This window comes from Pseudomonas sp. FBCC-B1667 (assembly GCF_059133255.1).
In genome coordinates this window covers 5,040,302-5,066,612 of sequence record NZ_CP101437.1, presented here as the reverse complement: position 1 = coordinate 5,066,612, position 26,311 = coordinate 5,040,302, and the positions used below count along the sequence as shown (strand labels likewise).

Annotated in this window: 20 protein-coding genes and 1 riboswitch; of the genes, 15 read left to right on the top strand and 5 right to left on the bottom strand. The window is 59.0% G+C overall.

Annotated features, from left to right (window positions below; all coding sequences use genetic code 11):
* Positions 1 to 214 precede the first annotated feature (214 nt).
* From NL116_RS23380 to NL116_RS23370, 3 genes are all read right to left on the bottom strand, one after another.
* A complete protein-coding gene (locus NL116_RS23380; protein WP_007943877.1) occupies positions 215 to 1,465 on the bottom strand; it encodes a ribonucleotide-diphosphate reductase subunit beta in 1,251 nt (416 codons plus the stop codon).
* A gap of 517 nt (positions 1,466 to 1,982) precedes the next feature.
* Complete coding sequence (locus NL116_RS23375) at positions 1,983 to 2,297, bottom strand: hypothetical protein (RefSeq protein ID WP_494374224.1); 315 nt, start codon at positions 2,295 to 2,297, stop codon at positions 1,983 to 1,985.
* Between the two features lie 188 nt (positions 2,298 to 2,485).
* Complete coding sequence (locus tag NL116_RS23370) at positions 2,486 to 2,749, bottom strand: DUF2790 domain-containing protein (RefSeq protein WP_494374223.1); 264 nt, start codon at positions 2,747 to 2,749, stop codon at positions 2,486 to 2,488.
* A 416-nt stretch (positions 2,750 to 3,165) separates the two neighbouring features.
* On the opposite strand from NL116_RS23370, the gene acs reads away from it, so the two are divergent.
* From acs to argR, 7 genes are all read left to right on the top strand, one after another.
* Complete coding sequence (acs, locus tag NL116_RS23365) at positions 3,166 to 5,121, top strand: acetate--CoA ligase (protein WP_494374222.1); 1,956 nt, start codon at positions 3,166 to 3,168, stop codon at positions 5,119 to 5,121.
* Positions 5,122 to 5,820: 699 nt separating this feature from the next.
* A complete protein-coding gene (locus NL116_RS23360; protein ID WP_494374221.1) occupies positions 5,821 to 6,597 on the top strand; it encodes an ABC transporter substrate-binding protein in 777 nt (258 codons plus the stop codon).
* Positions 6,598 to 6,688: 91 nt separating this feature from the next.
* Positions 6,689 to 7,378 carry an ABC transporter permease gene (locus NL116_RS23355; RefSeq protein ID WP_027923922.1) on the top strand — a complete coding sequence of 230 codons (690 nt, stop codon included), beginning with the start codon at positions 6,689 to 6,691 and terminating at the stop codon, positions 7,376 to 7,378.
* Positions 7,375 to 8,073, top strand: a complete 699-nt coding sequence (locus NL116_RS23350) for an ABC transporter permease (RefSeq protein ID WP_140667450.1) — start codon at positions 7,375 to 7,377, stop codon at positions 8,071 to 8,073. Before NL116_RS23355 ends, NL116_RS23350 begins: the two co-directional genes overlap by 4 nt.
* A 1-nt stretch (position 8,074) precedes the next feature.
* Positions 8,075 to 9,187 (top strand): M14 family metallopeptidase, encoded by a 1,113-nt coding sequence (locus NL116_RS23345; protein ID WP_494374220.1) that lies wholly within the window; start codon positions 8,075 to 8,077, stop codon positions 9,185 to 9,187.
* A 27-nt stretch (positions 9,188 to 9,214) separates the two neighbouring features.
* The gene (locus NL116_RS23340) at positions 9,215 to 9,979 is read left to right on the top strand and encodes an ABC transporter ATP-binding protein (protein WP_007943885.1); all 765 of its coding nucleotides are present in this window, start codon (positions 9,215 to 9,217) and stop codon (positions 9,977 to 9,979) included.
* A gap of 113 nt (positions 9,980 to 10,092) precedes the next feature.
* Positions 10,093 to 11,073 carry a transcriptional regulator ArgR gene (argR, locus tag NL116_RS23335; RefSeq protein ID WP_494374219.1) on the top strand — a complete coding sequence of 327 codons (981 nt, stop codon included), beginning with the start codon at positions 10,093 to 10,095 and terminating at the stop codon, positions 11,071 to 11,073.
* A gap of 1 nt (position 11,074) precedes the next feature.
* On the opposite strand, the gene NL116_RS23330 is transcribed toward argR, so the two are convergent.
* Positions 11,075 to 15,940, bottom strand: a complete 4,866-nt coding sequence (locus NL116_RS23330) for a dermonecrotic toxin domain-containing protein (protein ID WP_494374218.1) — start codon at positions 15,938 to 15,940, stop codon at positions 11,075 to 11,077.
* A 287-nt stretch (positions 15,941 to 16,227) separates the two neighbouring features.
* On the opposite strand from NL116_RS23330, the gene NL116_RS23325 reads away from it, so the two are divergent.
* The 7 genes from NL116_RS23325 (at position 16,228) to astE (ending at position 24,094) form a co-directional block, all read left to right on the top strand.
* Entirely contained in the window at positions 16,228 to 17,448 is a 1,221-nt protein-coding gene (locus tag NL116_RS23325; protein ID WP_059182301.1) for an aspartate aminotransferase family protein, read from the top strand.
* A gap of 200 nt (positions 17,449 to 17,648) precedes the next feature.
* Positions 17,649 to 18,668, top strand: coding sequence for an arginine/ornithine succinyltransferase subunit alpha (gene aruF / locus NL116_RS23320; RefSeq protein ID WP_494374217.1), 1,020 nt, complete (start codon positions 17,649 to 17,651; stop codon positions 18,666 to 18,668).
* Between the two features lie 84 nt (positions 18,669 to 18,752).
* Complete coding sequence (gene astA / locus NL116_RS23315) at positions 18,753 to 19,778, top strand: arginine N-succinyltransferase (RefSeq protein ID WP_494374216.1); 1,026 nt, start codon at positions 18,753 to 18,755, stop codon at positions 19,776 to 19,778.
* Complete coding sequence (astD, locus tag NL116_RS23310) at positions 19,775 to 21,244, top strand: succinylglutamate-semialdehyde dehydrogenase (protein ID WP_494378120.1); 1,470 nt, start codon at positions 19,775 to 19,777, stop codon at positions 21,242 to 21,244. The genes astA and astD overlap by 4 nt, the downstream gene beginning before the upstream one ends.
* Positions 21,245 to 21,410: 166 nt before the next feature.
* The gene (astB, locus tag NL116_RS23305) at positions 21,411 to 22,757 is read left to right on the top strand and encodes an N-succinylarginine dihydrolase (protein ID WP_494374215.1); all 1,347 of its coding nucleotides are present in this window, start codon (positions 21,411 to 21,413) and stop codon (positions 22,755 to 22,757) included.
* Positions 22,758 to 22,783: 26 nt separating this feature from the next.
* Positions 22,784 to 23,071 carry a hypothetical protein gene (locus tag NL116_RS23300; protein WP_046031534.1) on the top strand — a complete coding sequence of 96 codons (288 nt, stop codon included), beginning with the start codon at positions 22,784 to 22,786 and terminating at the stop codon, positions 23,069 to 23,071.
* Positions 23,072 to 23,083: 12 nt separating this feature from the next.
* Entirely contained in the window at positions 23,084 to 24,094 is a 1,011-nt protein-coding gene (gene astE / locus NL116_RS23295) for a succinylglutamate desuccinylase (protein ID WP_494374214.1), read from the top strand.
* A gap of 149 nt (positions 24,095 to 24,243) precedes the next feature.
* On the opposite strand, the gene NL116_RS23290 is transcribed toward astE, so the two are convergent.
* Complete coding sequence (locus tag NL116_RS23290; RefSeq protein WP_494374213.1) at positions 24,244 to 24,756, bottom strand: 6,7-dimethyl-8-ribityllumazine synthase; 513 nt, start codon at positions 24,754 to 24,756, stop codon at positions 24,244 to 24,246.
* Between the two features lie 101 nt (positions 24,757 to 24,857).
* A riboswitch (FMN riboswitch) is annotated at positions 24,858 to 25,029 on the bottom strand.
* A gap of 195 nt (positions 25,030 to 25,224) precedes the next feature.
* Between NL116_RS23290 and ltaE the strand changes: the two genes are divergently transcribed.
* Complete coding sequence (gene ltaE, locus NL116_RS23285) at positions 25,225 to 26,229, top strand: low-specificity L-threonine aldolase (RefSeq protein ID WP_494374212.1); 1,005 nt, start codon at positions 25,225 to 25,227, stop codon at positions 26,227 to 26,229.
* Positions 26,230 to 26,311: the final 82 nt, after the last annotated feature.

The following is a 26,311-nucleotide window of genomic DNA, read 5'->3' as shown; positions in this document are numbered from 1 at the left end:
CGTTTCTTAGGCACCTGCAATGGAGCTTAGAGGTGCTTTGAGCGGGCATCAATGCGGATACGGCTGTAAGTGCTGTAGGAGATTTAGCGCTATGACGTAGGGGAGTAAAAGGACTACCCATAGCTCATAAAAAAAGCCCCGAACAGATCGGGGCTCTTGCTTTTCAGATTTGTCGATTCAGACGGCAATCGTCAAATCGCGGCGAGCTCGGAAATCAATCCCAGCTAAGCGCACCACCAGTTTGGTATTCGATCACGCGAGTCTCAAAGAAATTCTTCTCTTTCTTCAAGTCCATAATCTCGCTCATCCAAGGGAACGGGTTAGTCGTCCCCGGATACTCTTCCTTCAACCCAATCTGCGACAAACGACGGTTAGCGATGAACTTCAGGTAGTCCTCCATCATCGCCGCGTTCATGCCCAGCACGCCACGAGGCATGGTATCCCGCGCGTATTCGATCTCCAGCTGAGTGCCCTGCAGAATCATCTGCGAAGCCTCTTCCTTCATCTCGGCATCCCACAAGTGCGGGTTTTCGATTTTGATCTGGTTGATCACGTCGATGCCGAAGTTCAGGTGCATGGATTCGTCGCGCAGGATGTACTGGAACTGCTCGGCGACGCCGGTCATTTTGTTGCGACGGCCCATGGAGAGGATCTGGGTGAAGCCGCAGTAGAAGAAGATGCCTTCCAGAACGCAGTAGTAGGCGATCAGGTTGCGCAGCAGTTCTTTGTCGGTTTCGACGGTGCCGGTTTCGAACTTCGGATCGGAGATCGAACGGGTGTATTTGAGGCCCCAGGTGGCTTTTTTCGCGACCGATGGGATCTCGTGGTACATGTTGAAGATCTCGCCTTCATCCATGGCCAGCGATTCGATGCAGTACTGGTAGGCGTGGGTGTGGATCGCCTCTTCGAAGGCCTGGCGCAGGATGTACTGGCGGCATTCCGGGTTGGTGATCAGGCGGTACACGGCCAGGACCAGGTTGTTGGCAACCAGGGAGTCGGCGGTGGAGAAGAAGCCGAGGTTGCGCATCACGATGCGGCGCTCGTCGTCGGTCAGGCCTTCCGGGTCTTTCCAGAGGGCGATGTCGGCGGTCATGTTGACTTCTTGCGGCATCCAGTGGTTTGCGCAACCGTCCAGATACTTCTGCCAGGCCCAGTCGTACTTGAACGGTACAAGTTGGTTGAGGTCGGCGCGGCAGTTGATCATGCGCTTTTCGTCGACAGCGACGCGGGCGGAGGCGCCTTCGAGTTCGGCGAGGCCTTCGGCGACGTCGAGGGTGTCCAGGGCAGCTTTGGCACGGGCGATTGCGGCAGAGTCGTTCGCGGTAACGGCGCGAGCTTCTTGAGCGGCGACACCACCAGCGGTGTCGAGTCGGTCCATGTTGGCTTCGGTCGCGTGGCCGGCGTTAGCGCCTTTTACCACGGCTTCGCCGCTGTCTTCTTTGTCGAATTCGTCCCAGCTCAGCATGACGTGTCGTCTCCTGCGTGAGGGCCAGATGCCCGTGTGAAAACTGATTGGTTGTTTTTCACACGGCCGTACTGGCCGCGTTGGATAGCGTTTTTTGCAGCGGTACACGCAGGCAAATAAACATAAATTTTTACGGGGTTCCGAGAGCCTCTGAGGGGCGCAGAAATCGGTGAGGACGTCGGCGTGGGCTTCAGACTGGCTGTTATCCCTGTAAGGGAATATTGCAGGCCCGTTTAAGCCGGCATTATAGGGAAATTTTTGCGGCCGTGGTGGGGCGAATCCGCGCATGGAGCGGACGAGAAGGCTGGTTTTTCGGTTGGAGCGAGGGTTTATAGGGCTTTGGCTGGAGATCGCGGCTTAAGATTTTTTTTCATAAATTTTGACGTGCTACTTTTTTGTTCAAAAAACAGCCAAAAAAAGCGGTTTTTCACTACATGTTGTGTTTTGAATCGGTTTTCGGTGGTTAGAGACACAACTAAGCCCGACCGAAGCCGGGCTATGAAGTCAGGCTCGATGATCAGCTCAGGCGTGCTGCACCGACGTGATCGGCGCCATCGGCGGCGACTTTGGCCGAACCGGTGCGATCGAAGCCATCAGCAGCGACTTTGGCAGCGCCTGTGTGATCAAAGCCATCCGCGGCCAGCTTGCCTGCACCGATGTGATCGGCACCATCGGCGGCAAAGGAAGCCGAACCGGTGTGGTCGTATCCATCCGAAGCAATAGCCGTTTGTGTGGCGTGGACTGCCGAGCCAGTGCGGTCGTAACCGTCAGCAGCGAAAGTGTTGGCAGCCAGGACAGAAAGGGTCAGGGCGAGGATCAGTTTGGTTTTCATGGCAGTGCTCCAGGTTCGTTAGCGTTGTGTGTCTTGGCTATGAAACGAATGCTACGCCAACTAATTTGATTTAAAAGCGCAGATAAGCGCTTAAAACAATCGTATAAATAGATGTATTGGGTGGGGCGCTACATCAGCCTTGAAGGAGCGAGGCGGATGGGTCGAACCATTAAGAGGCGGGCGAATGATCAGCCGTTAGAGCAGCCGTTACCCATCATGGTGTAGCTAAGAATATGGCGTTGGCCCTTGGAGTCTTCGTATTCCATTTTCATCGGGACAACGCCACAAACATCAGGTACTTCGCTCATGGAAACAACTTTGGCGATGTCCAGGTGAGTGGAGTAAGTGTATTCCTCAACTGCCGGTTGTTGCTGTGCGACATCAGTCGGGACCTCGTCTGCCATGGCGGTTGCGCACAGGCTGCTGAGGGCCAGAACTAATAAAGCTTTCATTTCAAATTTACCTTTTAGAGGTCGAATGGGGTCACGCAACCTTTGTGGGGTTGCGTGTGGAGCTCGTTACCGGAGTGTTTGATTAACTGCCTTCGTGGGGGCTGCAACTCGGTTAATCAGATTGCCTTGTTGGCGTGGCAGATTTTAGGCGTGGGGTTTTCAATCATATAGCCGTGTATTTGATAAACACTTTTGACAGATTTCGTAACAATCCACGGAAACAGGGGGGTTCTACTCCATTTGCAGTCAGACGGGGCGTCCCTCGTATGACACCGTAAGCCTTGCCATCTAAGCCTCACAGGCATTTCACGACATTTTGTAGGGGCTTGTTACTACCATCGTCGAATGGTTCTATAGGCCCGGCCCGGCTACAACTGGGGCCATACAAAAACAACTATTCCACCGAGGTAAGAAAGATGAGTGCGGCTTCCCTGTATCCCGTTCGTCCCGAGGTCCTGGCTAACACGCTGACTGACGAGGCGACCTACAAGGCCATGTACCAGCAGTCGGTCGTCAACCCGGACGGCTTCTGGCGCGAGCAAGCCAAGCGCCTCGACTGGATCAAGCCTTTCACCACGGTGAAACAGACGTCTTTCGACGATCACCATGTCGACATCAAATGGTTCGCCGACGGCACCCTGAACGTTTCCTACAACTGCCTCGACCGTCATCTGGCCGAGCGCGGCGATCAAATCGCGATCATCTGGGAAGGGGATGACCCTTCCGAAAGTCGCAACATCACCTACCGCGAGCTGCACGAACAAGTCTGCAAATTCGCCAACGCCTTGCGCGGCCAGGATGTGCACCGCGGCGACGTGGTGACTATCTATATGCCGATGATTCCCGAAGCCGTGGTCGCCATGCTGGCCTGCACCCGGATCGGCGCGATTCACTCGGTGGTGTTCGGCGGTTTCTCGCCGGAAGCCCTGGCCGGTCGCATCATCGACTGCAAATCCAAAGTGGTGATCACTGCTGACGAAGGCATCCGTGCCGGCAAGAAAATCCCGCTCAAGACCAACGTTGACGATGCGCTGACCAACCCGGAAACCAGCAGCATCCAGAAAGTCATCGTGTGCAAGCGCACCGGTGGCGATATCAAATGGAACCAGCATCGCGACATCTGGTTTGAAGACCTGATGAAAGTGGCGGGCAGTGTCTGCGCGCCGAAAGAGATGGGCGCGGAAGAAGCGCTGTTCATCCTTTACACCTCCGGTTCGACCGGCAAGCCGAAGGGCGTGCAGCACACCACCGGCGGTTACCTGCTCTATGCGGCGATGACCCACGAGCGCGTGTTCGACTACCGTCCGGGCGAAATCTACTGGTGCACCGCTGACGTCGGCTGGGTCACTGGCCACAGTTACATCGTCTACGGCCCGCTGGCCAATGGCGCGACCACGCTGTTGTTCGAAGGTGTGCCGAACTACCCGGACATCACCCGGGTGGCGAAGATCGTCGACAAGCACAAGGTCAACATTCTCTACACCGCACCGACCGCGATCCGCGCGATGATGGCGTCGGGCACGGCGGCGGTTGAAGGCGCTGACGGCAGCAGCCTGCGTCTGTTGGGTTCGGTCGGTGAACCGATCAACCCGGAAGCCTGGGATTGGTACTACAAGAATGTCGGCAAGTCCCGTTGCCCGATCGTTGATACCTGGTGGCAGACCGAAACCGGCGGCAACATGATGAGCCCGCTGCCGGGTGCTCACGCGCTCAAGCCGGGTTCGGCCGCACGTCCGTTCTTTGGTGTGGTGCCGGCGCTGGTGGACAACCTCGGTAACATCATCGAGGGCGTTGCCGAGGGTAACCTGGTGATTCTCGATTCGTGGCCGGGTCAGGCTCGTACGCTGTACGGCGATCATGACCGTTTCGTCGATACCTACTTCAAGACCTTCCGCGGCATGTATTTCACTGGTGACGGTGCGCGTCGTGATGCGGATGGTTACTACTGGATCACCGGTCGCGTGGATGATGTGCTCAACGTGTCCGGCCACCGTATGGGTACCGCCGAAATTGAAAGCGCGATGGTTGCGCACCCGAAAGTCGCTGAAGCGGCGGTGGTCGGCGTGCCGCATGACATCAAGGGGCAGGGCATTTATGTCTACGTCACCCTGAAAAATGGCGAAGAGCCGACTGAGCAGTTGCGTCTGGAACTGAAAAACTGGGTGCGCAAGGAGATTGGTCCGATTGCTTCGCCGGATGTGATTCAGTGGGCGCCGGGGCTGCCGAAGACCCGTTCGGGCAAGATCATGCGCCGGATTCTGCGCAAGATTGCCACGGCTGAATACGATGGGCTGGGAGATATTTCGACCCTGGCGGATCCGGGGGTGGTGCAGCATTTGATTGATACGCACAAGACCATGAATGTTGCTTAAGTAGCGGGTCTTGCGTCATTGAAACCCTGCCGGGTGTTGAGCCTGGTGGGGTTTTTTATTGCCTGGGGTTTTATGTTGGCAGTTTCGGCCCCTTCGCGGGCAAGCCCGCTCCCACATTGGTTCTCTGTTGTTCACAAAATCTGTGTCCGCTGAAGGTCCCTGTGGGAGCGGGCTTGCCCGCGAAGAAGCGGATCAGACGCCGCGTAAACCACAGCCAATAATTATCGGCTTCAGCTGTAGGCCCTTTCCCACTGTTACCCATCCCCCTTCAAGTAACTAAATGTGTAACCGCCCGCGCCCATCCGGGGCGTTGGGAAACGCCAAACCCCATTTTCGCGCCACTTCCGCACCCCGAATAAATAAGCGATAACGCCAAGCTTGCCGGATTAGAAGGGTTTGCCAATAATAGGCCCGCAATTTGCAGCATTGATCGGTTCACTGTCTTTTGCTCTCGCATGATTTTGCAGGGCTGTCAACGCGCTCAGGCGGCTTTCTCGGTGCATCTGTAATTTGTTGTCGCATTGAAGAAATATCGGCTTCGGGCCTGTCGTTAGAATGCCGATCACTCGCTCGTCGGTGGCCGTGTTGAAAACAACACGCGATTCCCAGGACGCAGCAATCGCTTTGTGGTTGTACTCACTCGCATATTGGGCTGTTGCTCACTCTGCCGTTTTTGCCCATTACCGATGGAGTCCCAAGATGAAGAAACTCGTGCTGCTTGGCGCCCTGGCACTGTCCGTGCTGTCGCTGCCAACCTTCGCCGATGAAAAGCCTCTGAAAATCGGCATCGAAGCGGCTTACCCTCCGTTCGCTTCCAAAGCGCCGGACGGCAGCATCGTTGGTTTCGACTACGACATCGGCAACGCACTGTGCGAACAAATGAAGGTCAAGTGCGTCTGGGTTGAGCAAGAGTTCGACGGTCTGATCCCGGCACTCAAAGTGCGCAAGATCGACGCGATCCTGTCGTCCATGTCGATCACTGAAGACCGCAAGAAGTCTGTCGACTTCACCAACAAGTACTACAACACCCCGGCTCGCCTGGTCATGAAGGCGGGCACTCAAGTCAGCGAAGGCCTGACTGAACTCAAGGGCAAGAACATCGGCGTGCAGCGTGGTTCGATCCACGAGCGTTTCGCCCGCGAAGTCCTGGCCCCGCTGGGTGCCGAGATCAAGCCGTACGGTTCGCAGAACGAAATTTACCTCGACGTGGCCGCCGGCCGCCTCGACGGTACCGTGGCAGACGCTACGCTGCTGGATGACGGTTTCCTGAAAACCGACGCTGGCAAAGGTTTCGCCTTCGTTGGCCCGGCGTTCACCGACGTCAAATACTTCGGCGACGGCGTGGGTATTGCTGTTCGCAAGGGTGACACGGCTGATCTCGAGAAGCTCAACGCCGCCATCGCCGCCATTCGTGAGAACGGCAAGTACAAGCAAATCCAGGACAAGTACTTCGCCTTCGATATCTACGGCAAGTAACACGCTACGGCGACAAGTCCGAAATGGCGCAAGCAACAGGATCACTGAGGTTTGCGCCATTTTTTCATCCTAACTTTCGAGGACCTGAATCATGTTGAAAGGCTACGGGGCTGTCATCCTCGATGGCGCATGGCTGACGCTTCAGCTCGCCTTGTCGTCCATGGTCCTGGCCATCGTACTGGGGCTGATCGGCGTTGCGCTGCGTCTGTCGCCCATTCGGTGGCTGGCCTGGCTGGGCGATCTGTATTCCACGGTGATCCGCGGTATTCCCGACCTGGTGCTGATCCTGCTGATTTTCTACGGCGGCCAGGACCTGCTCAACCGCGTCGCGCCGCTGCTGGGCTTTAACGATTACATCGACCTGAACCCGTTGGCCGCCGGTATCGGCACCCTCGGTTTCATCTTCGGTGCGTACCTGTCGGAAACCTTCCGCGGCGCCTTCATGGCGATCCCCAAAGGTCAGGCAGAAGCCGGCATGGCGTACGGCATGAGTAGTTTTCAGGTGTTCTTCCGGGTATTGGTGCCGCAGATGATCCGTCTGGCGATTCCGGGTTTCACCAACAACTGGCTGGTACTGACCAAGGCGACCGCGCTGATTTCGGTGGTGGGCCTGCAAGACATGATGTTCAAGGCCAAGCAGGCGGCAGATGCCACACGCGAGCCTTTCACCTTCTTCCTCGCAGTGGCGGCGATGTACCTGGTGATTACCAGTGTCTCGTTGTTGGCATTGCGTCACCTTGAGAAGCGCTACTCGGTAGGCGTAAGGGCGGCTGATCTATGATCTTCGACTACAACGTCATTTGGGAGGCCTTGCCGCTGTACCTCGGCGGCTTGGTGACTACCCTCAAATTGCTCGCGCTGTCGCTGTTTTTCGGCTTGCTGTGCGCCTTGCCGTTGGGCTTGATGCGCGTTTCGAAGAACGCGGCGGTCAACATGAGCGCCTGGCTCTACACCTACGTGATCCGCGGCACGCCGATGCTGGTGCAGCTGTTCTTGATCTACTACGGGTTGGCGCAATTCGAAGCGGTACGTGAAAGCTTCCTTTGGCCGTGGCTGTCCAGCGCAACGTTCTGTGCGTGCCTGGCCTTCGCGATCAACACCAGCGCCTACACCGCTGAAATCATCGCCGGCAGCCTGCGGGCGACGCCGAACGGCGAGATCGAAGCCGCCAAGGCGATGGGCATGTCGCGCTACAAGATGTACAAGCGCATCCTGTTGCCATCGGCCTTGCGCCGGGCGCTGCCGCAGTACAGCAACGAAGTGATCATGATGCTGCAGACCACCAGTCTGGCGTCCATCGTGACGCTGATCGACATCACCGGTGCCGCGCGCACAGTCAACGCCCAGTTCTACCTGCCGTTCGAAGCCTACATTACCGCCGGCGTGTTCTACCTGTGCCTGACCTTCATTCTGGTGAAACTGTTCAAACTGGCCGAGCGCCGCTGGCTGGGCTATCTGGCCCCGCGGAAGCACTGATATGGAACGCATCGATCACGTATTGCCGTGGGGCCACCTGGGCAGCGAACGCCGGATTTCGGTGTTCCGCTTCGGCAGCGGTGAGCGCAAGGCTTACATCCAGGCCAGCCTGCACGCCGATGAACTGCCGGGAATGCGCACGGCCTGGGAGCTGAAAAAACGCCTGATCGAACTCGAAGCCCAAGGCTTGCTCAACGGTGTAATCGAATTGGTGCCTGTGGCCAACCCACTGGGCCTCGGTCAACTGTTGCAGGGCAATCACCAAGGGCGTTTCGAGGCGGGCAGCGGCAAGAACTTCAATCGCGATTTCGTCGAGCTGAGCGCGCCAGTGGCCGCAGAGCTCGAAGGGCGCCTCGGTGATGATCCGCACGCCAATGTCCAGATGGTCCGCCAGGCCATGAGCGATGCGCTTGCCGCATTGCCACCGGCTGCGAGTCAGTTGCAAGGCATGCAGCGCATCTTGCTCAGTCACGCTTGCACCGCTGACGTGGTGCTGGATTTGCACTGCGACTCGGAAGCGGCACTGCACATGTATGCCTTGCCGCAACATTGGCCGCAGTGGCGTTCGTTGGCCGCGCACCTGAATGTGCGGGTCGGTCTGCTGGCGGAAGATTCTGGCGGCAGTTCCTTCGACGAAGCCTGCTCGCTGCCGTGGTTGCGTCTGTCGCGTCTGTTTCCTGATGCGCAGATTCCGCTGGCGTGTCTGGCGGCTACCATTGAACTGGGTGGTCAGGCTGATACCGGGCGTCTTGAGTCTGAGGCGCACGCCGAAGGCATTCTGGCGTTCCTTGCCGAGCAAGGCCTGATCAGCGGCGAATGGCCAAAACCTGCGCAAGAAGCCTGCGAAGGTCTGCCGTTCGAAGGCACTGAGTTGCTGTTTGCACCGCACCCTGGTGTGGTGAGTTTTCTGCGGAAACCGGGTGAGTGGATCGAAGCCGGTGACGAGATTTTTGAAGTGATCGATCCGTTGTCGGATCGGGTCAGCACGGTGTGTGCTGGTACGTCCGGGGTGCTGTTTGCCATTGAACGGCTGCGTTATGCCCAACCCGGTTTCTGGCTGGCCAAGGTGGCGGGGCGCGAAGCGCTGCGTCACGGGCGCTTGCTCAACGACTGACTGACTGTTTTTGTGAGAACCGACCGCATGTACAAACTTGAAGTCCAAGATCTGCATAAACGCTATGGCAGTCACGAAGTGCTCAAGGGCGTGTCCCTGAAAGCGGCGGCTGGCGATGTGATCAGCATCATCGGCTCCAGTGGCTCCGGCAAAAGTACCTTCCTGCGCTGCATTAACCTGCTGGAACAGCCGCACGCGGGCAAGATTCTGCTCAACAACGAAGAGCTGAAACTGGTCGCCAACAAGGACGGCGCGCTGAAGGCGGCCGACCCTAAACAGCTGCAACGCATGCGTTCGCGCCTGTCGATGGTGTTCCAGCACTTCAACCTGTGGTCGCACATGACCGCACTGGAAAACATCATGGAAGCGCCGGTTCACGTGCTGGGCATGTCCAAGGCCGAAGCCCGCGAAAAGGCCGAGCACTACCTGAACAAGGTCGGCGTGGGTCACCGCAAGGACGCTTACCCGGGCCACATGTCCGGCGGCGAACAACAGCGTGTGGCGATTGCCCGTGCGCTGGCGATGGAACCTGAGGTGATGCTGTTCGACGAACCGACCTCGGCACTCGACCCGGAACTGGTCGGCGACGTGCTGAAAGTCATGCAGGCCCTGGCCCAGGAAGGCCGGACCATGGTGGTGGTGACGCACGAAATGGGCTTCGCTCGTGAAGTGTCGAACCAGTTGGTGTTCCTGCACAAAGGTGTCGTCGAAGAAAGTGGCAACCCGCGTGAGGTGCTGGTCAATCCCCAGTCCGAGCGTCTGCAGCAATTCCTCTCGGGCAGCCTGAAGTAATCGCTCCCGTTATGCACCAAATTAGGTCATGCTGCGCACCGCGCGCCAGATGGTCTAATTTGGTTGCAGCCGCTTTCGGCTTCTAACACTGTTCTCGTTTCGGATTGCCCGCCATGACTGCCCATCGAATTGGTTTCCTGATTTGGCCCAGCACTAAAGCACTGACGCTTGCGCTGGCTGAGGAGGCCTTGCGTGTTGCTCAGCGTGTGCACCCGGACGTGGTTTACGAACTGTCGTTTTTGCAAGCCGAACCGCCGACCGAAGGCGCCTGGCAATTGCCGGGTGAGCCGTGGGCCGGCAAGCTCGAGAATTTCCAGAAGCTGTTTCTGCTCGCCGATGAGCCGCCGACTGCACTTGCGCCGGCGCTCAGCAGTGCGTTGAAACAACTGGTGCGCTCTGGTTGCGTGATTGGCGGTCTGTCGGCCGGTGTGTATCCATTGGCGCAACTGGGTTTGCTTGATGGGTATCGCGCTGCCGTGCACTGGCGCTGGCAGGACGATTTCACCGAGCGGTTCCCTAAAGTCATCGCCACCAGTCACTTGTTCGATTGGGATCGCGACCGACTGACCGCGTGCGGCGGCCTGTCAGTACTCGATCTGTTGTTGGCGGTTCTGGCTCGTGATCACGGCGCCGAACTCGCTGGCGCAGTGTCCGAAGAACTGGTGGTCGAGCGCATCCGCGAAGGCGGGGAGCGTCAACGTATCCCGTTGCAAAACCGCCTTGGCTCCAGCCATCCGAAGCTCACCCAAGCGGTGTTGCTGATGGAAGCCAACATAGAAGAGCCGCTGACCACCGACGAAATCGCCCAGCATGTGTGCGTGTCCCGTCGGCAACTTGAGCGGATCTTCAAGCAATACCTCAATCGTGTGCCGAGCCAGTACTACCTGGAATTGCGCCTGAACAAGGCTCGGCAGATGTTGATGCAAACCAGCAAGTCGATCATCCAGATCGGCCTGTCGTGTGGCTTCTCCTCGGGACCGCATTTCTCCAGCGCCTACCGCAACTTTTTCGGTGCCACGCCGCGAGAAGATCGTAACCAGCGGCGCAGCAGCAGTCCGTTCGAGTTATCGTCGGTGCCGTCCGAGCGCGGCTGATTTACTCGTCGATCTCGGAACCCTCTGAGGTGGAAACCTGCATTTCACCTTGGTTGATGACCTCCTCCACACCAAAATCCGCACGGGTCAGTTCGAAGTAACGGGTCAGTCGCGCCAAGCTTTCTTGCGAAAACGAATTGCCTCTCAACGTGATGTTTTCGGCCACCTCTACCGGTAATTCCAGCAAGTCGCTGGGCACCTCGGTAATCGCATTCATGCTCAGGTCGGCCCAATCCAGATCCGTCAGCCGAAGCAGGCCGTCGGGTATTTCAGTGATGCCTGTGTCATTGAGCAGCACGGTCGACAGTTCCGGCATCTGACTCAGATCAGGCGTGCGCCCCAGCGGGTTGAAACCCAGATCGAGGTAATCAAGCTGCTCCATTTCTGCCAATGCATGGGCCGTCTCTGCTGACAGGCTGACCCGGCAATCGGGAAGTGAGAGTGAGTGCAGGCGTCCCATGTTGAACACCGCGTCGGGAATGTTGCCAAGGTCGCATTCGCGCAGCTGAAGGCTTTTGAGGTTGGGAAAGGACTTGAGGAAACGCCCGAGTCGCGTTGCGCCCTCGGCACTGTGGATCTCCAGCGCGGAAACATGACTGAAGTCTGCACTCAAGGTCGGCAGTTCTCCATTGATGACCGTGCGGACCGTGAGTTCGTACGTGGGCTCAAGTGCGTCGTTGAAATCATCCTGTTCAGATTCACGCTGCCAGCACTTCTCAAGCGCCTGCTTGAGCTCGTCACGGTTGGCTTGCTCGGCAGCGAGCTGGTCGGCACTGAACGGTTCGCCCGTCACGGGGTGCCGGTCCGGAACATTGGCCGTCCAAGCGGACAAATCAGTTTTCAGTCGGGTGAGCTCTTCTTCAAGGCGCGTCAGATACGTGCGGCCATCCTCCAGGCTTCCCGGCAATTCGTAGACAAACTCGCTGGCCTGTTCGACTTCCATGCAGGGGTACAACGCCTTGACGCGATCAACATCGGCGTCGGGGGCCAAGACACCCATGTCGTAGGCGTTCTCGAAGTGGTGTTGCTTGATCAATTCCCGCGCGCGGGTGGACAGCGGGTTGTGGGTGAGGTGAAGGCCGCGCTTGTCGTACAGCGAGCTTTCGAATAGTCCGGCAGGCAACTCGCTGATGCGGTTGTTCATCAGCAGGAGGGTTTCAAGCGTCGGGTGTTGAAGAAGGCTGGCCGGAATCCCTGTCAGGCCGGTATCGCTCAGGTCCAGGTGCGCCAGTTCGCTCATCGTGTCGAAATGTGGCAGGGTTTCAAACGGATTTTTATACAGGTCCAGCATGGCCAATTTGTTCAATGACGTCAGTTTCGACCAAGTGGCTGCGTCGACCGTGATGCCGCAATCGCTTAACACCAAGGCGTGAAGGTCTGGCATTCGACTGAGGTGATCGGGGAGGGTGGCCAGGGAAAAGCGGCGCAACTCCAGGCGGCGCAGCCCGCTGAAACCCTGTAGAAACTCGGGAATGCCCTGCACGCTGCGGGTGCCTTCCAGGGACAACAGCGACACATGGCTGAAGTCGGCGTTCAGTGACGGCAAATCGCCGAGGATTGGCTCTGCAAACCTGAGCGTATATTGGGTCACCCCTTCAGGTGTGTCGAAATCCTGGTCGGACTGTCGGCGCCAGCTGCGCTGGATTTCCTGAGCCAGCAAACGGCGATTGTTTTGCTCGGCGTGTTGCTCCAGCTCGCTGAGCGGGCGCCCGGTTTCAGGATGAGCCGTGGGTGAGTCGCTGACCCAGGCGCGCAGGTCCTGATGCAGTCGGGCCAACTCCCTCCTCAAACGTGAAAGTTCTACTCGAGCACCCTCGGGATGAAGTTGCAATGCCTGGACAATGGACTGCATTTCTTCCTGAGGCAGGTTGGGGTAAACCTCGCGAACCCGGTCGTTGAGCGTCGGTGACTCACTGTTGATTCGACTGTAGCCCTCGGCACCACCGGGCAGCCGCATGGTGGTCGGGTCATAGAGCGGTTTTCGATGGGGATTTTTTGCGAACAGCCTGCGTAAACCCGGTTGCTCCAACGCGTGCTCGGCGATGCGCTGTTTAAGAGACTGGGCGTCTGCGATCGAAGGGTTCAGCTTGCTGCGTTGCGCCTCCGGCAGCGCCCGGAACAAGGCCTGATAGAAATTCCCCGGCGTCGAACCAGTGTCCTGGTGAACCTGGTACGTGCCGTCTTCAGCGCGTATCAGTATTTTTTGAATGGGTGCATCGGGCTGGCCAATGCTGTCGCGCAAGGTGCCGTCGGCCGAGTAATCCCGCACTTCGATACGCAACTGGGCTGGCAAATCGGGCAGTAAGCTCAGGCTTTGTAAGGCCAGTCGGTGGGTGTCGATGGTGTCCAGCGCTTCGGAATAAAAGCCTTCGCAGGCTCGGGTCGCGCGCACGGCTTCCATGGCTTTGAACGCTGCATCCTTGAGTCGCTGGGGCGTGCGGCCGTTGTGCAGTTGTTTCAGCTCGGTGCCGGATGCATTGCTCACCAATTCCTTGGCGATCTCGGCGGGCAGCCCCTGCACATCATCGAGCAGTCGCTGGACTCGCAGATCATCGGTTTTTTCCAGTGCTCGATAGCGCAGATCGAACAGCGATTTGCGGTAGTGCCGGGTAAGTTCGGCGGTCCGTTGCCTGAAGGTTGACGTTTGGTCTTGCGCTGCCGGCATTGGCGTGTCGACAGGCCAGCCGTCGTAGCCGCTCAGCAGTTGATGTTGCAGGGCCACATCGGCCTTTCGGTAGTGCTCGGCTTGATCACTGCCGATCTGCTCGATAAAGGTGTCGATGTCCCGGTTGATCTTGAAGCGCTTGATCGTGTCGGTCAGCAGCGAAGGCGGGCGGTAGTGTTCGGCATGCATCTCACGCACGGCGTTGTCGTGAAAACCGCTGACCTGCAGGATCTGTTCGCGCTCGGCGTTGCTGAACGACTCCACATCGTGGCCGATGCGACGCATGACTGTTTCCCGATCCCATTGCAGCGGCTGCTCCAGCTCGGTGTGCCAGGCGCCGTGGTGGTTGTGCAGTAAAGACGGCTGATAGGCGTCGGCCCGGGTCGGATGCTCGATCTGATACGCGCCGGAGGTGCCATCAGGTTTCACGGCATACAGTTTTCCTTCGAGGGGCAGCAGCGTCTTGCCCCCGTGGCGATAGAGACCAAGTTGATCGGGTTTTGCGCCGTCGGGCAGGCTCTGGGCGTGTTCGTAAGGAATGAGATCCTGCTTCCAGTAGCGGACCTTTCCTGCTGGCGTTGCGACGGGCTTGAGCGGGTCGACCAGCGCGACCGCTTCGCGCGAAAGCAAACGGCTGAAGGCGCCAGCAGCGATTGCGCCTCCCACTGCGAATGTGCCCACTTCAACCACTGTTTCTGCGAGTGTTATCAGGTGCCCGAGCGCCTCCGTTTTCAATCCTTCGGCCAGGTCTACGATGCCTTCGAACGTTTCATCGAGTAACTGGTAGGCCATGTAACCCAGCATCACTTCGCCCAGAAGCGGGACGAACGGCAACGCGACGAACGTCGAGATTTCAAGGAGTATCGAAGCCACTTTGCTGAAGGCGTCCCACGATGCCCAGCGCGCAGTTCGGTTTGCGGAGGCGGTGGAAACGGCCAGCGTGCTGGCATCGTTGAGGATCTTGTTCAGTTGGCGCTGATACAGATGATTCCACAGGTCCGCGCTGAACGGCGTCATTGAAAACTGCAGGTTTGGCCTGTCGATGGGCGTTTCGCGCCAGCTCGGCAGCGGGTCGCCACGCTTGTGCTGATGCCAGGTCACGCGCTGGAGGCGGTGGTTGAGATCAGCGAAAAAGTGCCCCCGTTCCTGATGCTCGACGAAACGGCTGAAGAATGTCTGGTAAGCCGGGGCGCGCAGCTTGCGGGTCAGATCGGCCATGAACGCCAGGGTGTTCGGGTATGCCTTGACTGGATGTTCGGGATCGTCGGGTATGTAGGCGATGATCCGCGTTCCGTTGCGTGCGCGCTCCAGGCTCGCTGCGAAAACGACAATGCCGGTCAGGGAGGAGGACATGATGCTCAGGTCATGGCCGTACAGGGGTTGGCCATGCAGACGCGCCCCCGAACATCCTTCTGCAAGGCGCAGGATCGAGTGATAGGCGTCCTCTGGAATGTCCTTGCGGATATGAGCCATTTGCAGCGCGGCTTTGAGTGCCGTTTTGTGCGAGCCGATCACCTTCGCTTTCAACACCGCGCCGGCCACCGCGTTGGTCAGCCCCAGATTGTCTTTAAGGTAGGTGGTGTAACGGGCGCCGATGTCCAGTTCCCGGCACAGCCGCACAAAGGCGGCAACGGTCAGTTTCTGTTTGACCGCCGGCAGCGTATCGAACTGACCTGCGGGTGATGGTTCGGTAATGAACGTCGACGCGGGCTCGTAAGCGTCAGCCGCCATTTCCGATTCCTGGAAGTTATGCAGGACGGCGTCGAGCAGCGACACCGTCCAGGTGCGTGCGGCGCCCGTCCTGACGCCGAACCAGGGCACGGTTTGCGGAATGTACAGGCGCAGATACGTGGTGTTGACGTCCAGTTCCAGATCAAACCGGGTTTTCAGCGCCGAGGTCAGAATAGGTTCGGCGAAGGCGCGTGCGCTTTGCAGCTTGGACAGGGTCGAGTCCAGGCGATTTCGCTGGGTCCAGTGGTCCTGGCCGAGCTTTTTCAGCGACTGGTGTTGCAGGGATGTCGCGGTGCCGTGCCAGCGCGGCGTGGCAGGCGAGGCGTTTTTGAGGGCGTCGCGTGTGGCGGGCGAGGCTTCCAGTACCCAGGTCGGCAGATTGTTGAACAGGTGATGGTAGTGATCGTCCGGCTGCGTGGCGGATTCATTGCCACCGACATTTGAAGGGCGATCATTTTCGTGTCGACTCATGCGCTATTCCCTTAGCGTTTGGATGAGTCACCAGCAAAACAGACGATGACGGGGCTGGTGCGGTACATATTTACCGCACTGCTCGACAAGCCTGCCTATAACCTGTGCCGGCGGTTTAAACTGCGCCTTTGCGACGGTATATGTCGCATTGCCGTAAACCCGGCTGAAACCGGGGTTTGCGCTATAAGAAGTTGTCGCTTGGCGGCAAGGCCGGGCTGAAAACTGTCCTTACAATCCCCCTCATCGCTCGCCAGTTTCAGGCGAGTGTTCCTCTTCAGGAGACTCCGATGTCCGTTGAGCACGCTGCGGTACAACGCGCCGATTTCGACCAGGTAATGGTTCCCAACTACGCGCCTGCCGCTTTCATCCCTGTGCGTGGTGCCGGTTCCCGCGTCTGGGACCAGTCTGGCCGCGAGCTGATCGACTTCGCCGGCGGGATTGCCGTTAACGTATTGGGCCACGCACACCCTGCGCTGGTCGGTGCATTGACCGAGCAGGCGAACAAGCTGTGGCACGTGTCCAACGTGTTCACCAATGAGCCGGCCCTGCGCCTGGCCCATAAGCTGATCGACGCTACCTTTGCCGAGCGCGTGTTCTTCTGTAACTCCGGCGCCGAAGCCAACGAGGCCGCTTTCAAGCTGGCCCGTCGCGTCGCCTTCGACCGTTTTGGTACCGAGAAGTACGAAATCATCGCCGCGCTGAACAGCTTCCACGGCCGTACCCTGTTCACCGTGAACGTCGGTGGCCAGTCGAAGTACTCCGACGGTTTCGGTCCGAAAATCACCGGCATCACCCACGTGCCGTACAACGATCTGGCCGCTCTGAAAGCGGCCATTTCCGACAAGACCTGCGCCGTGGTGCTGGAGCCGATCCAGGGCGAGGGCGGCGTATTGCCGGCTGAACTGGCTTACCTGCAAGGCGCTCGCGATTTGTGCACTGAGCACAACGCGCTGTTGGTGTTCGACGAAGTGCAAACCGGTATGGGCCGCAGCGGCAAGCTGTTCGCCTACCAGCATTACGGCGTGACCCCGGACATTCTGACCAGCGCCAAGAGCCTGGGTGGTGGTTTCCCGATCGCGGCGATGCTGACCACCGAAGACCTGGCCAAACATCTGGTTGTCGGCACTCACGGCACTACCTACGGCGGCAACCCGCTGGCGTGCGCTGTCGCTGAAGCGGTGATCGACGTGATCAACACCCCTGAAGTGCTGGCCGGCGTCAATGCCAAGCACGACAAGTTCAAGGCGCGCCTGGAGCAGATCGGCGAGAAGTACGGCCTGTTTACTCAGGTTCGTGGCCTGGGTCTGCTGATCGGTTGCGTGCTGAGCGATGCCTGGAAAGGCAAGGCCAAGGACATCTTCAACGCCGCCGAACGTGAAGGCCTGATGATTCTGCAAGCCGGCCCGGACGTGATTCGCTTTGCGCCTAGCCTGGTGGTTGAAGACGCCGATATCGATGCCGGTCTGGACCGCTTCGAACGCGCTGCTGCGAAGTTGACTCAAGCCTGATAGACCCTTCGACGCCTGAGCTTCAGGTGTCGAATCAAATTTTTGTGCCGGGCTTAGTAAGTGTGGGAGCGGGCTTGCCCGCGATGAGGGCCTGACAGCCGACTTCATTGTTATCTGACAGGACGCTATCGCGGGCAAGCCCGCTCCCACATGAGCCGGGCATTTTACTTATGAAAGTTTTTAGAGAAAGGAGTGACACCATGCTGGTGATGCGCCCCGCGCAAATGGCTGATCTGGGCGAGGTACAGCGTCTGGCTGCGGACAGCCCGATTGGTGTCACTTCCTTGCCGGATGACGTTGAGCGCCTCAGCGACAAGATCGCTGCAAGCGAAGCCTCGTTCGCCGCTGAAGTCAGCTTCAATGGCGAAGAGAGCTATTTCTTCGTCCTCGAAGACACGGCCACCGGCAAGCTGGCCGGTTGCTCGGCCATCGTGGCCTCGGCTGGTTATTCCGAGCCGTTCTACAGCTTCCGTAATGAAACCTTCGTACACGCTTCCCGCGAGCTGAAGATTCATAACAAGATCCACGTGCTCTCCCAGTGCCACGACCTGACCGGCAACAGCTTGTTGACCAGTTTCTACGTGCAGCGCGAGCTGGTGGGTTCGCCTTGGGCCGAGCTCAATTCCCGTGGTCGCCTGCTGTTCGTCGCCAGCCACCCGGAGCGCTTTGCCGATTCCGTGGTGACCGAGATTGTCGGTTACAGCGATGAAAACGGCGACTCGCCATTCTGGGACGCCATCGGCCGCAACTTCTTCGACCTCAACTACGCTGAAGCCGAGCGTCTGTGCGGTCTGAAGAGCCGCACGTTCCTGGCCGAGCTGATGCCGCATTACCCGATCTATGTGCCGCTGCTGCCGGACTCCGCTCAAGAAGCCATGGGCCAGGTGCATCCACGGGCGCAGATCACTTTCGACATCCTGATGCGCGAAGGCTTCGAGACCGATCACTACATCGACATTTTCGACGGCGGCCCGACCCTGCACGCCCGTGTGACGGGGATCCGTTCGATCGCCCAGAGCCGCGTCGTACCGGTGAAAATCGGTGAGCCGGTCAAAGGTGTCGGACGTCAGTACCTGGTGGCCAATGCCCAGTTGCAGGATTACCGAGCCGTGTTGCTTGAGCTCGATTACGCGCCGGGCAAACCCGTGACCCTGGGTCTGGAAGCGGCCGAAGCCCTGGGCGTCGGTGAAGGTGCCAGCGTGCGCCTGGTGGCGGTTTAACGCCGGCTTTGATTTCCAGCGAGAAATGCCTGGAAAGCAGCGAAATTTCACGGGTGGCGCAAGCGGCCCGTTTGAGGAGATAGCATGATCGTTCGTCCCGTACGCAGCAGCGATTTACCCGCTCTGATCGACCTGGCCCGCAGCACCGGCACCGGCCTGACCACCTTGCCAGCCAACGAAGAACGCCTGGCCCATCGGGTCGGCTGGGCCGAGAAGACCTTTCGCGGCGAAGCCGGGCGCGCTGATGCGGACTACCTGTTCGTACTCGAAGACGACACGGGCCGTGTGGTGGGCATTTCCGCCATCGCTGGCGCCGTCGGCCTGCGTGAGCCTTGGTACAACTTCCGGGTCGGCCTGACGGTCAGTGCTTCGCAAGAGCTGAACATCTACCGCGAGATCCCGACGCTGTTCCTGGCCAATGACCTGACCGGCAACTCCGAGCTGTGCTCGTTGTTCCTGCACGCCGGTTTCCGCACCGGCCTCAATGGCCGCATGCTGGCGAAGGCGCGGATGCTGTTCATTGCCGAGTTCCCGCAACTGTTCGGCAACAAGATCATTGCCGAGATGCGTGGCGTGTCCGATGAAGCCGGGCGCTCGCCGTTCTGGGAAAGCCTGGGGCGTCACTTCTTCAAGATGGAATTCAGCCAGGCCGATTACCTGACTGGCGTGGGCAACAAGGCGTTCATCGCCGAACTGATGCCGAAGTTTCCGCTGTACACCTGCTTCCTGTCGCCAGATGCGCGCAACGTCATTGGCAAGGTCCACCCGGACACCGAGCCGGCGCTGGCCATGCTCAAGAGCGAAGGTTTCAGCTACCAGGGTTACGTCGATATCTTCGACGCCGGCCCGGCCGTCGAGTGCGAAACCGGCAAGATCCGCGCGGTGCGTGACAGCGAGGCGCTGGTGCTGGCCATTGGCACACCGGGCGACGACGCAACGCCATTCCTGATTCACAACCGCAAGCGCGAAGACTGCCGGATCACTGCCGCACCAGCACGCTTCGCCGCCGGCACGCTGGTGGTAGATCCGCTGACCGCCAAACGCCTTCAACTCAACGCCGGCGATCAAGTGCGCGCCGTTCCGTTGTCTGCTGCTCGGGAGTCGAAATAATGAATTCGCTATACATCGCAGGTGAATGGCTGGCCGGTCAGGGCGAAGCCTTCCAGTCGCTGAACCCGGTGACCCAGCAAGTGCTGTGGTCCGGCGAAGGTGCCACCGCGGCTCAGGTTGAATCCGCCGTGCAAGCCGCGCGTCAGGCTTTCCCGGGCTGGGCCCGCCGTACCCTGGATGAGCGCATTGCCGTACTTGAGGCCTTTGCCGCGGTACTGAAAAACAAAACGGACGAGTTGGCGCGTTGCATCGGTGAAGAAACCGGCAAGCCATTGTGGGAATCAGCGACTGAAGTGACCAGCATGGTCAACAAGATTGCGATTTCGGTGCAAAGCTACCGTGAACGTACCGGCGAGAAGAGCGGCCCGCTGGGCGACGCCACCGCTGTGTTGCGTCACAAACCGCACGGCGTGGTCGCGGTGTTCGGTCCTTACAATTTCCCTGGCCACTTGCCGAACGGGCACATCGTGCCGGCGCTGCTGGCCGGTAACAGCGTGTTGTTCAAACCAAGCGAGCTGACCCCGAAAGTCGCCGAGCTGACGGTCAAATGCTGGATCGAAGCCGGTTTGCCGGCAGGCGTATTGAACCTGCTGCAAGGCGCTCGTGAGACCGGTATCGCCCTGGCGGCAAACCCGGGCATCGACGGTTTGTTCTTCACCGGTTCCAGCCGCACCGGCAACCACCTGCATCAGCAATTCGCCGGTCGTCCGGACAAGATCCTGGCGCTGGAAATGGGCGGTAACAACCCGCTGGTGGTCGACGAAGTGGCAGACCTCGATGCCGCTGTTTACACCATCATCCAGTCGGCCTTCATTTCTGCCGGTCAGCGTTGCACCTGTGCACGCCGCTTGCTGGTGCCGCAGGGCGCCTGGGGCGACACGCTGCTGGCGCGTCTGGTGGCGGTCAGCGCGACGATTGACGTCGGTGCATTTGATCAACAGCCGGCGCCGTTCATGGGGTCGGTTATCTCCCTTGGCGCTGCGAAAGCGTTGATGGATGCGCAAGAACATTTGCTGGCCAATGGCGCAGTGGCCTTGCTGGAAATGACTCAGCCGCAGGCGCAGGCCGCGTTGCTGACCCCAGGTATTCTGGACGTCACGGCCGTCGCTGATCGTCCTGACGAAGAGCTGTTCGGCCCGTTGCTGCAAGTGATCCGCTACGCTGATTTTGAAGCGGCGATTGCCGAAGCCAATGACACCGACTATGGCCTGGCGGCCGGTTTACTGTCGGATTCCGAAGCGCGTTACCAGCAGTTCTGGCTGGAAAGCCGCGCCGGTATTGTCAACTGGAACAAGCAACTGACCGGTGCCGCGAGCAGCGCGCCATTCGGCGGTGTCGGCGCCTCGGGCAACCATCGCGCCAGCGCCTACTACGCCGCAGATTACTGCGCGTACCCGGTGGCGTCGCTGGAAACCCCGAGCCTGGTGTTGCCTGCCGCTCTCACGCCTGGCGTGAAGATGGCGTGATGCCCAATCGCGGGCAAGCCCGGCTCCCACAGGATTTGCGTCGGACACAAAATGTGTGAACACCTCCAAACCTGTGGGAGCCGGGCTTGCCCGCGAAGGCCGCGCCTCGGTCTGACTGAATTGTTACTTGAAGCCTATAACAACAGATTCTCGTGGAGCCTCGCTGATGAAATCCTATGAAGTCAATTTTGACGGTCTAGTGGGGCCGACCCATAACTACGGCGGCCTGTCCTACGGCAACGTCGCGTCCCAGAGCAACAGCCAACAGTCTTCGAACCCGAAGGAGGCCGCGCTGCAAGGCCTGGCGAAAATGAAAGCGCTGATGGAAATGGGCTTTCAGCAAGGCGTTCTGGCGCCCCAGGAACGTCCCGACGTAGCCGCTCTGCGCCGTTTGGGTTTCAGCGGCACCGATGCTCAAGTGATCGAGCGAGCCGCTAAAGACGCCATGCCATTGCTGGTTGCCAGTTGCTCGGCGTCGAGCATGTGGGTGGCCAACGCGGCGACAGTCAGCCCAAGTGCCGACACCGCTGATGGCCGCGTGCATTTCACTGCCGCCAACCTCAACTGCAAATTCCACCGCAGCATCGAACACCCGACCACAAGCCGTGTGCTGGGCGCGATGTTCGCCGATCAGAAACACTTTGCTCACCACGCCGCGTTGCCGGCCGTGGCGCAGTTCGGGGACGAAGGCGCGGCAAACCACACCCGTTTCTGCCGTGAATACGGTGAAGCAGGCGTCGAGTTCTTCGTATTCGGTCGCAGCGCTTTCGATTCCCGCTACCCGGCACCACAGAAATACCCGGCGCGCCAGACACTGGAAGCGTCCCAGGCCGTTGCCCGCTTGCACGGTTTGAGCGAAGACGGCGTGGTCTATGCGCAGCAGAACCCGTCGGTGATCGATCAGGGCGTTTTCCACAACGACGTGATTGCTGTGGGTAACGGCGAGGTGCTGTTCTATCACGAGGACGCGTTCCTCGACACCGAGCAGATGCTGGCCGAGCTGCAAAGCAAACTCGCCAAAGTCGGTGGGAAATTCCAGTCTGTCTGTGTACCGCGTTCCGCGGTCACCGTCGAAGACGCCGTTCGGTCCTACCTGTTCAATAGCCAACTGCTGTCGCGTCCTGACGGTTCGATGCTGTTGATCGTGCCGGAAGAATGCCGTGGCAATGAGCGTGTCTGGCAGTACCTGCAAGGTCTGACCAGCTCCGGCGGCCTGATTCGCGAAGTGAAAGTCTTCGATCTGAAGCAAAGCATGCAGAATGGTGGTGGCCCGGCTTGCCTGCGGCTGCGCGTCGCACTGAATGAAACCGAACTGGCGGCGGTCAACCCAGGGGTTATCATGACGGCACCGTTGTACGGCACGCTGACCGAATGGGTCGACAAGCATTACCGCGACCGCATGACCGATAACGATCTCGCGGACCCGCAATTGCTGCTTGAGTGCCGGACGGCACTGGATGAACTGACGCAAATCCTTAAACTGGGCGCGGTTTATCCATTCCAGATCAATTGAAAGTCTCAAACGAGAGCGTAAAAGACATGAGCGATACCCTGCAGCTGATCCTTGAAGACACCGATGGCACGCAACTGGAAACCTCCTGCACCCGCGTTGCGGTCATGTGGCAAGGCAAAGAGCTGTGGATCCAGCATGATGGCCGTGGCCAACTGCTGATCGGCGTGGACGTTGAAGAAGGTGACGCTGAATACGCCAACCTGCTGCTGCGTCCATTGGCGACTAATCTGGTAAGTCTGCAACTGGAAATGGAACCGGCTGAAGTCGGCGACGAAGACCATGTGCACGGCCCGGATTGCGCACACGACCACTAAGGAAACCGCTCTATGCTCGCCCTCGGCAAACTGCTTGAACTGACCCTCGCCGGCCGTGAACCGGCGGAGAAGACTCAACTGACTGTCGAAGGCGTGCGGATGCGCTGGTTGAGCGAAGGTGCGCTGGAAGTCCGGCCACCTGAAGCGCGCGACAATGGTCTGGACCTGCTGCTGTCAGCCGGTATCCACGGTAACGAAACAGCGCCGATCGAATTGCTCGATCGCCTGTTGCATGACATCGCTCGTGGCGACTTGAAGCCACGCGCACGCATTCTCTTTCTGTTCGGTAACCCCGACGCGATCCGTAAAGGCGAGCGTTTCATCGAGCAGGACGTCAATCGGCTGTTCAATGGCCGTCATGAACAAAGCAGCGGCTCTGAAGCCTTGCGCGCTTGTGAGCTGGAGCGGCTGGCGGCGAGTTTCTTCAGTCTGCCGGATCGTCAGCGTCTGCACTACGATCTGCATACCGCGATTCGCGGTTCGAAAATCGAACAGTTCGCCTTGTACCCTTGGAAGGAAGGCCGCCAGCATTCGCGTCAGGAGTTGGCGCGCCTGCGTGCTGCCGGCATGGAGGCTGTGCTGTTGCAGAACAAGCCGTCCATCGTCTTCAGTTCCTACACCTACGACAAGCTGGGCGCCGAGTCCTTCACCCTTGAACTGGGCAAGGCGCGGCCGTTCGGGCAGAACGCCGGGGTCAATGTTTCCCAGCTGGAAACCCGCCTGAAACAGATCATCGAAGGCACCGAGCCGGAACTGACCGAAGCGTCGCTGGACGGTTTGCAGCTGTACAGCGTGGCGCGGGAAATCATCAAGCACAGCGATAGCTTCCGCTTGAACCTTCCGGCAGACATCGAGAATTTTTCCGAACTGGACGTGGGTTACCTGCTGGCGGAAGACATCGCCAATACCCGCTGGATCATCGAAGAGGAGGGCGCCCGGATCATCTTCCCGAACCCCAAGGTGAAGAATGGCTTGCGCGCCGGCATCCTGATCGTACCAACCACTGACGAAAACCTGGCCTGAGATCAACGCATAATTACTGCGTGAGCGAGCCTGCTCGCGAAGACGGCATAACAAACAACATCACCGTTGAATGTTAATCCGCTTTCGCGAGCAGGCTCGCCCCCACGGTTGGTTTGAGTGAAGTCAGGGACTCACCCAAGTCATGTGTTTCAGACCGCTACCGCGCGCGGCTCACTACGACGCAACGCACGCATCTTGTGCAGCGTATCCGCGCAGGTCTTCGCCGCTTCCTGGCCTTTGTGCACAAAATGCTCGAAGAAAAACTTCTGATGCAGTTCTTCACCGGCATGGAAGTGGTGCGGGGTCAGGGATACCGAGAACACTGGCACTTCGGTTTCCAGTTGCACCTGCATCAGGCCACTGACCACCGACTGGGCGACGAACTCGTGGCGGTAGATCCCGCCATCAACCACCAGGGCTGCCGCGACGATGCCGGAATAACGGCCGGTCTTGGCCAGCAGCTTGGCGTGCAGTGGCATTTCAAAAGCGCCACCGACTTCGAAAAAATCGATGTCCGATTCCTGATAACCCTGGGCAATCATTTCGGTGACGAAGCCTTTACGGCTCTGATCGACGATTTCTTTGTGCCAGCAGGCCTGGATGAACGCAATGCGTTCACCCTGATGGTTTTTGCTTTTGCTATCGATTGCGGTGGGTTGCATGTTCTGACTCCTGTTTATGGTTAAAACAGGGCATATGAATCGAATGGGATTTCAGGGTGCGCACGCTCGCACGAGTGCGGCGGACGGCCCTTTGGCGTCAATCCCGTTCTCTCTTCATCCGGACTATGACCGTCGGCCCCGGGATCACACCGGGTCTGCTGACCTTGTCGTCATACACGGCCATTGCCGTGCCTGTCGCCAAGCGCTCGCGGGCTATGCGCGTTGCGCGCAATTACCGCCGGTGGGGAGTTGCACCCCGCCCTGAGAACGTTTTGCCGTCAGATTGTCTGTCGGCGCAGCGTTTTTAACACATATTGGCGAGCCGCGCATCGCTGCTATCTGATGATTGTTATCGACTTTTTCGCTGGCTTGGGGTGTCTTTTGCGGCTCAAGGGTTGATTATTCGTCGTCATGACCGCAGTAATTCCTACCTGGAAGGGATTTCCCCTGCTTACCGAGGCCAGATTCATGAGCGTTATCGATCTTCGCAGCGACACCGTCACCCAACCCACCGCCGGGATGTTCGACGCAATGGCCAGCGCGGCCACCGGTGACGACGTCTATGGCGAGGATCCGACGGTCAACCGTCTTGAAGCCGAATTGGCAAAACGTCTGGGTTTCGCCGCAGCGCTGTTTGTGCCGACAGGCACCATGAGCAACCTGCTGGGGTTGATGGCGCATTGTGAGCGGGGCGAGGAATACATCGTAGGCCAACAGGCGCACACCTATAAATACGAAGGTGGTGGCGCGGCAGTGCTCGGCTCGATTCAGCCGCAGCCGCTGGAACTGCAGGCCGATGGTTCCCTGGATTTGTCCCAGGTGGCCGCCGCGATCAAACCGGACGATTTCCATTTCGCCCGTACCCGTTTGCTGGCGCTGGAAAACACCATGCAAGGCAAAGTGCTGCCGCTGGAGTATCTGGCGCGGGCCCGCAGCTTTACCCGTGAACATGGCTTGCAACTGCACCTGGACGGCGCGCGACTCTACAACGCGGCCGTCAAACTAGGGGTTGATGCCCGGGAAATCACTCAGCATTTCGATTCGGTGTCGGTGTGCCTGTCCAAAGGCTTGGGCGCGCCCGTCGGTTCGGTGTTGTGCGGCTCGGTCGAGTTGATCGCCAAGGCGCGCCGTTTGCGCAAAATGGTCGGTGGCGGCATGCGTCAGGCCGGGATTCTGGCGGCAGCAGGTTTGTATGCTCTGGATAACAATGTCGAGCGCCTGGCTGACGATCACACCAACGCACAGTTCCTGGCCGAAGGCTTGCGTGCCGCGGGTTACGATGTCGAACCGGTGCAAACCAACATGGTTTACGTGCACATGGGCGACAAAGCTGAAGCGATCAAGACGTTCGCCGCCGAACGCGGGATCAAGTTGAGCGCGGCAGGGCGTCTGCGTATGGTCACGCACATGGACGTCAGTCGTGAGCAAATCGGGCAGGTCGTCGCGGCATTCGTCGACTTTTCGCGCAAGTGATAGCGTTAGCGCTCCAATTGACTGTTTCTATCGTATAAACACGCTGTACCCCGCGCGCAGGGCCGATATAATGCGGCCCTTT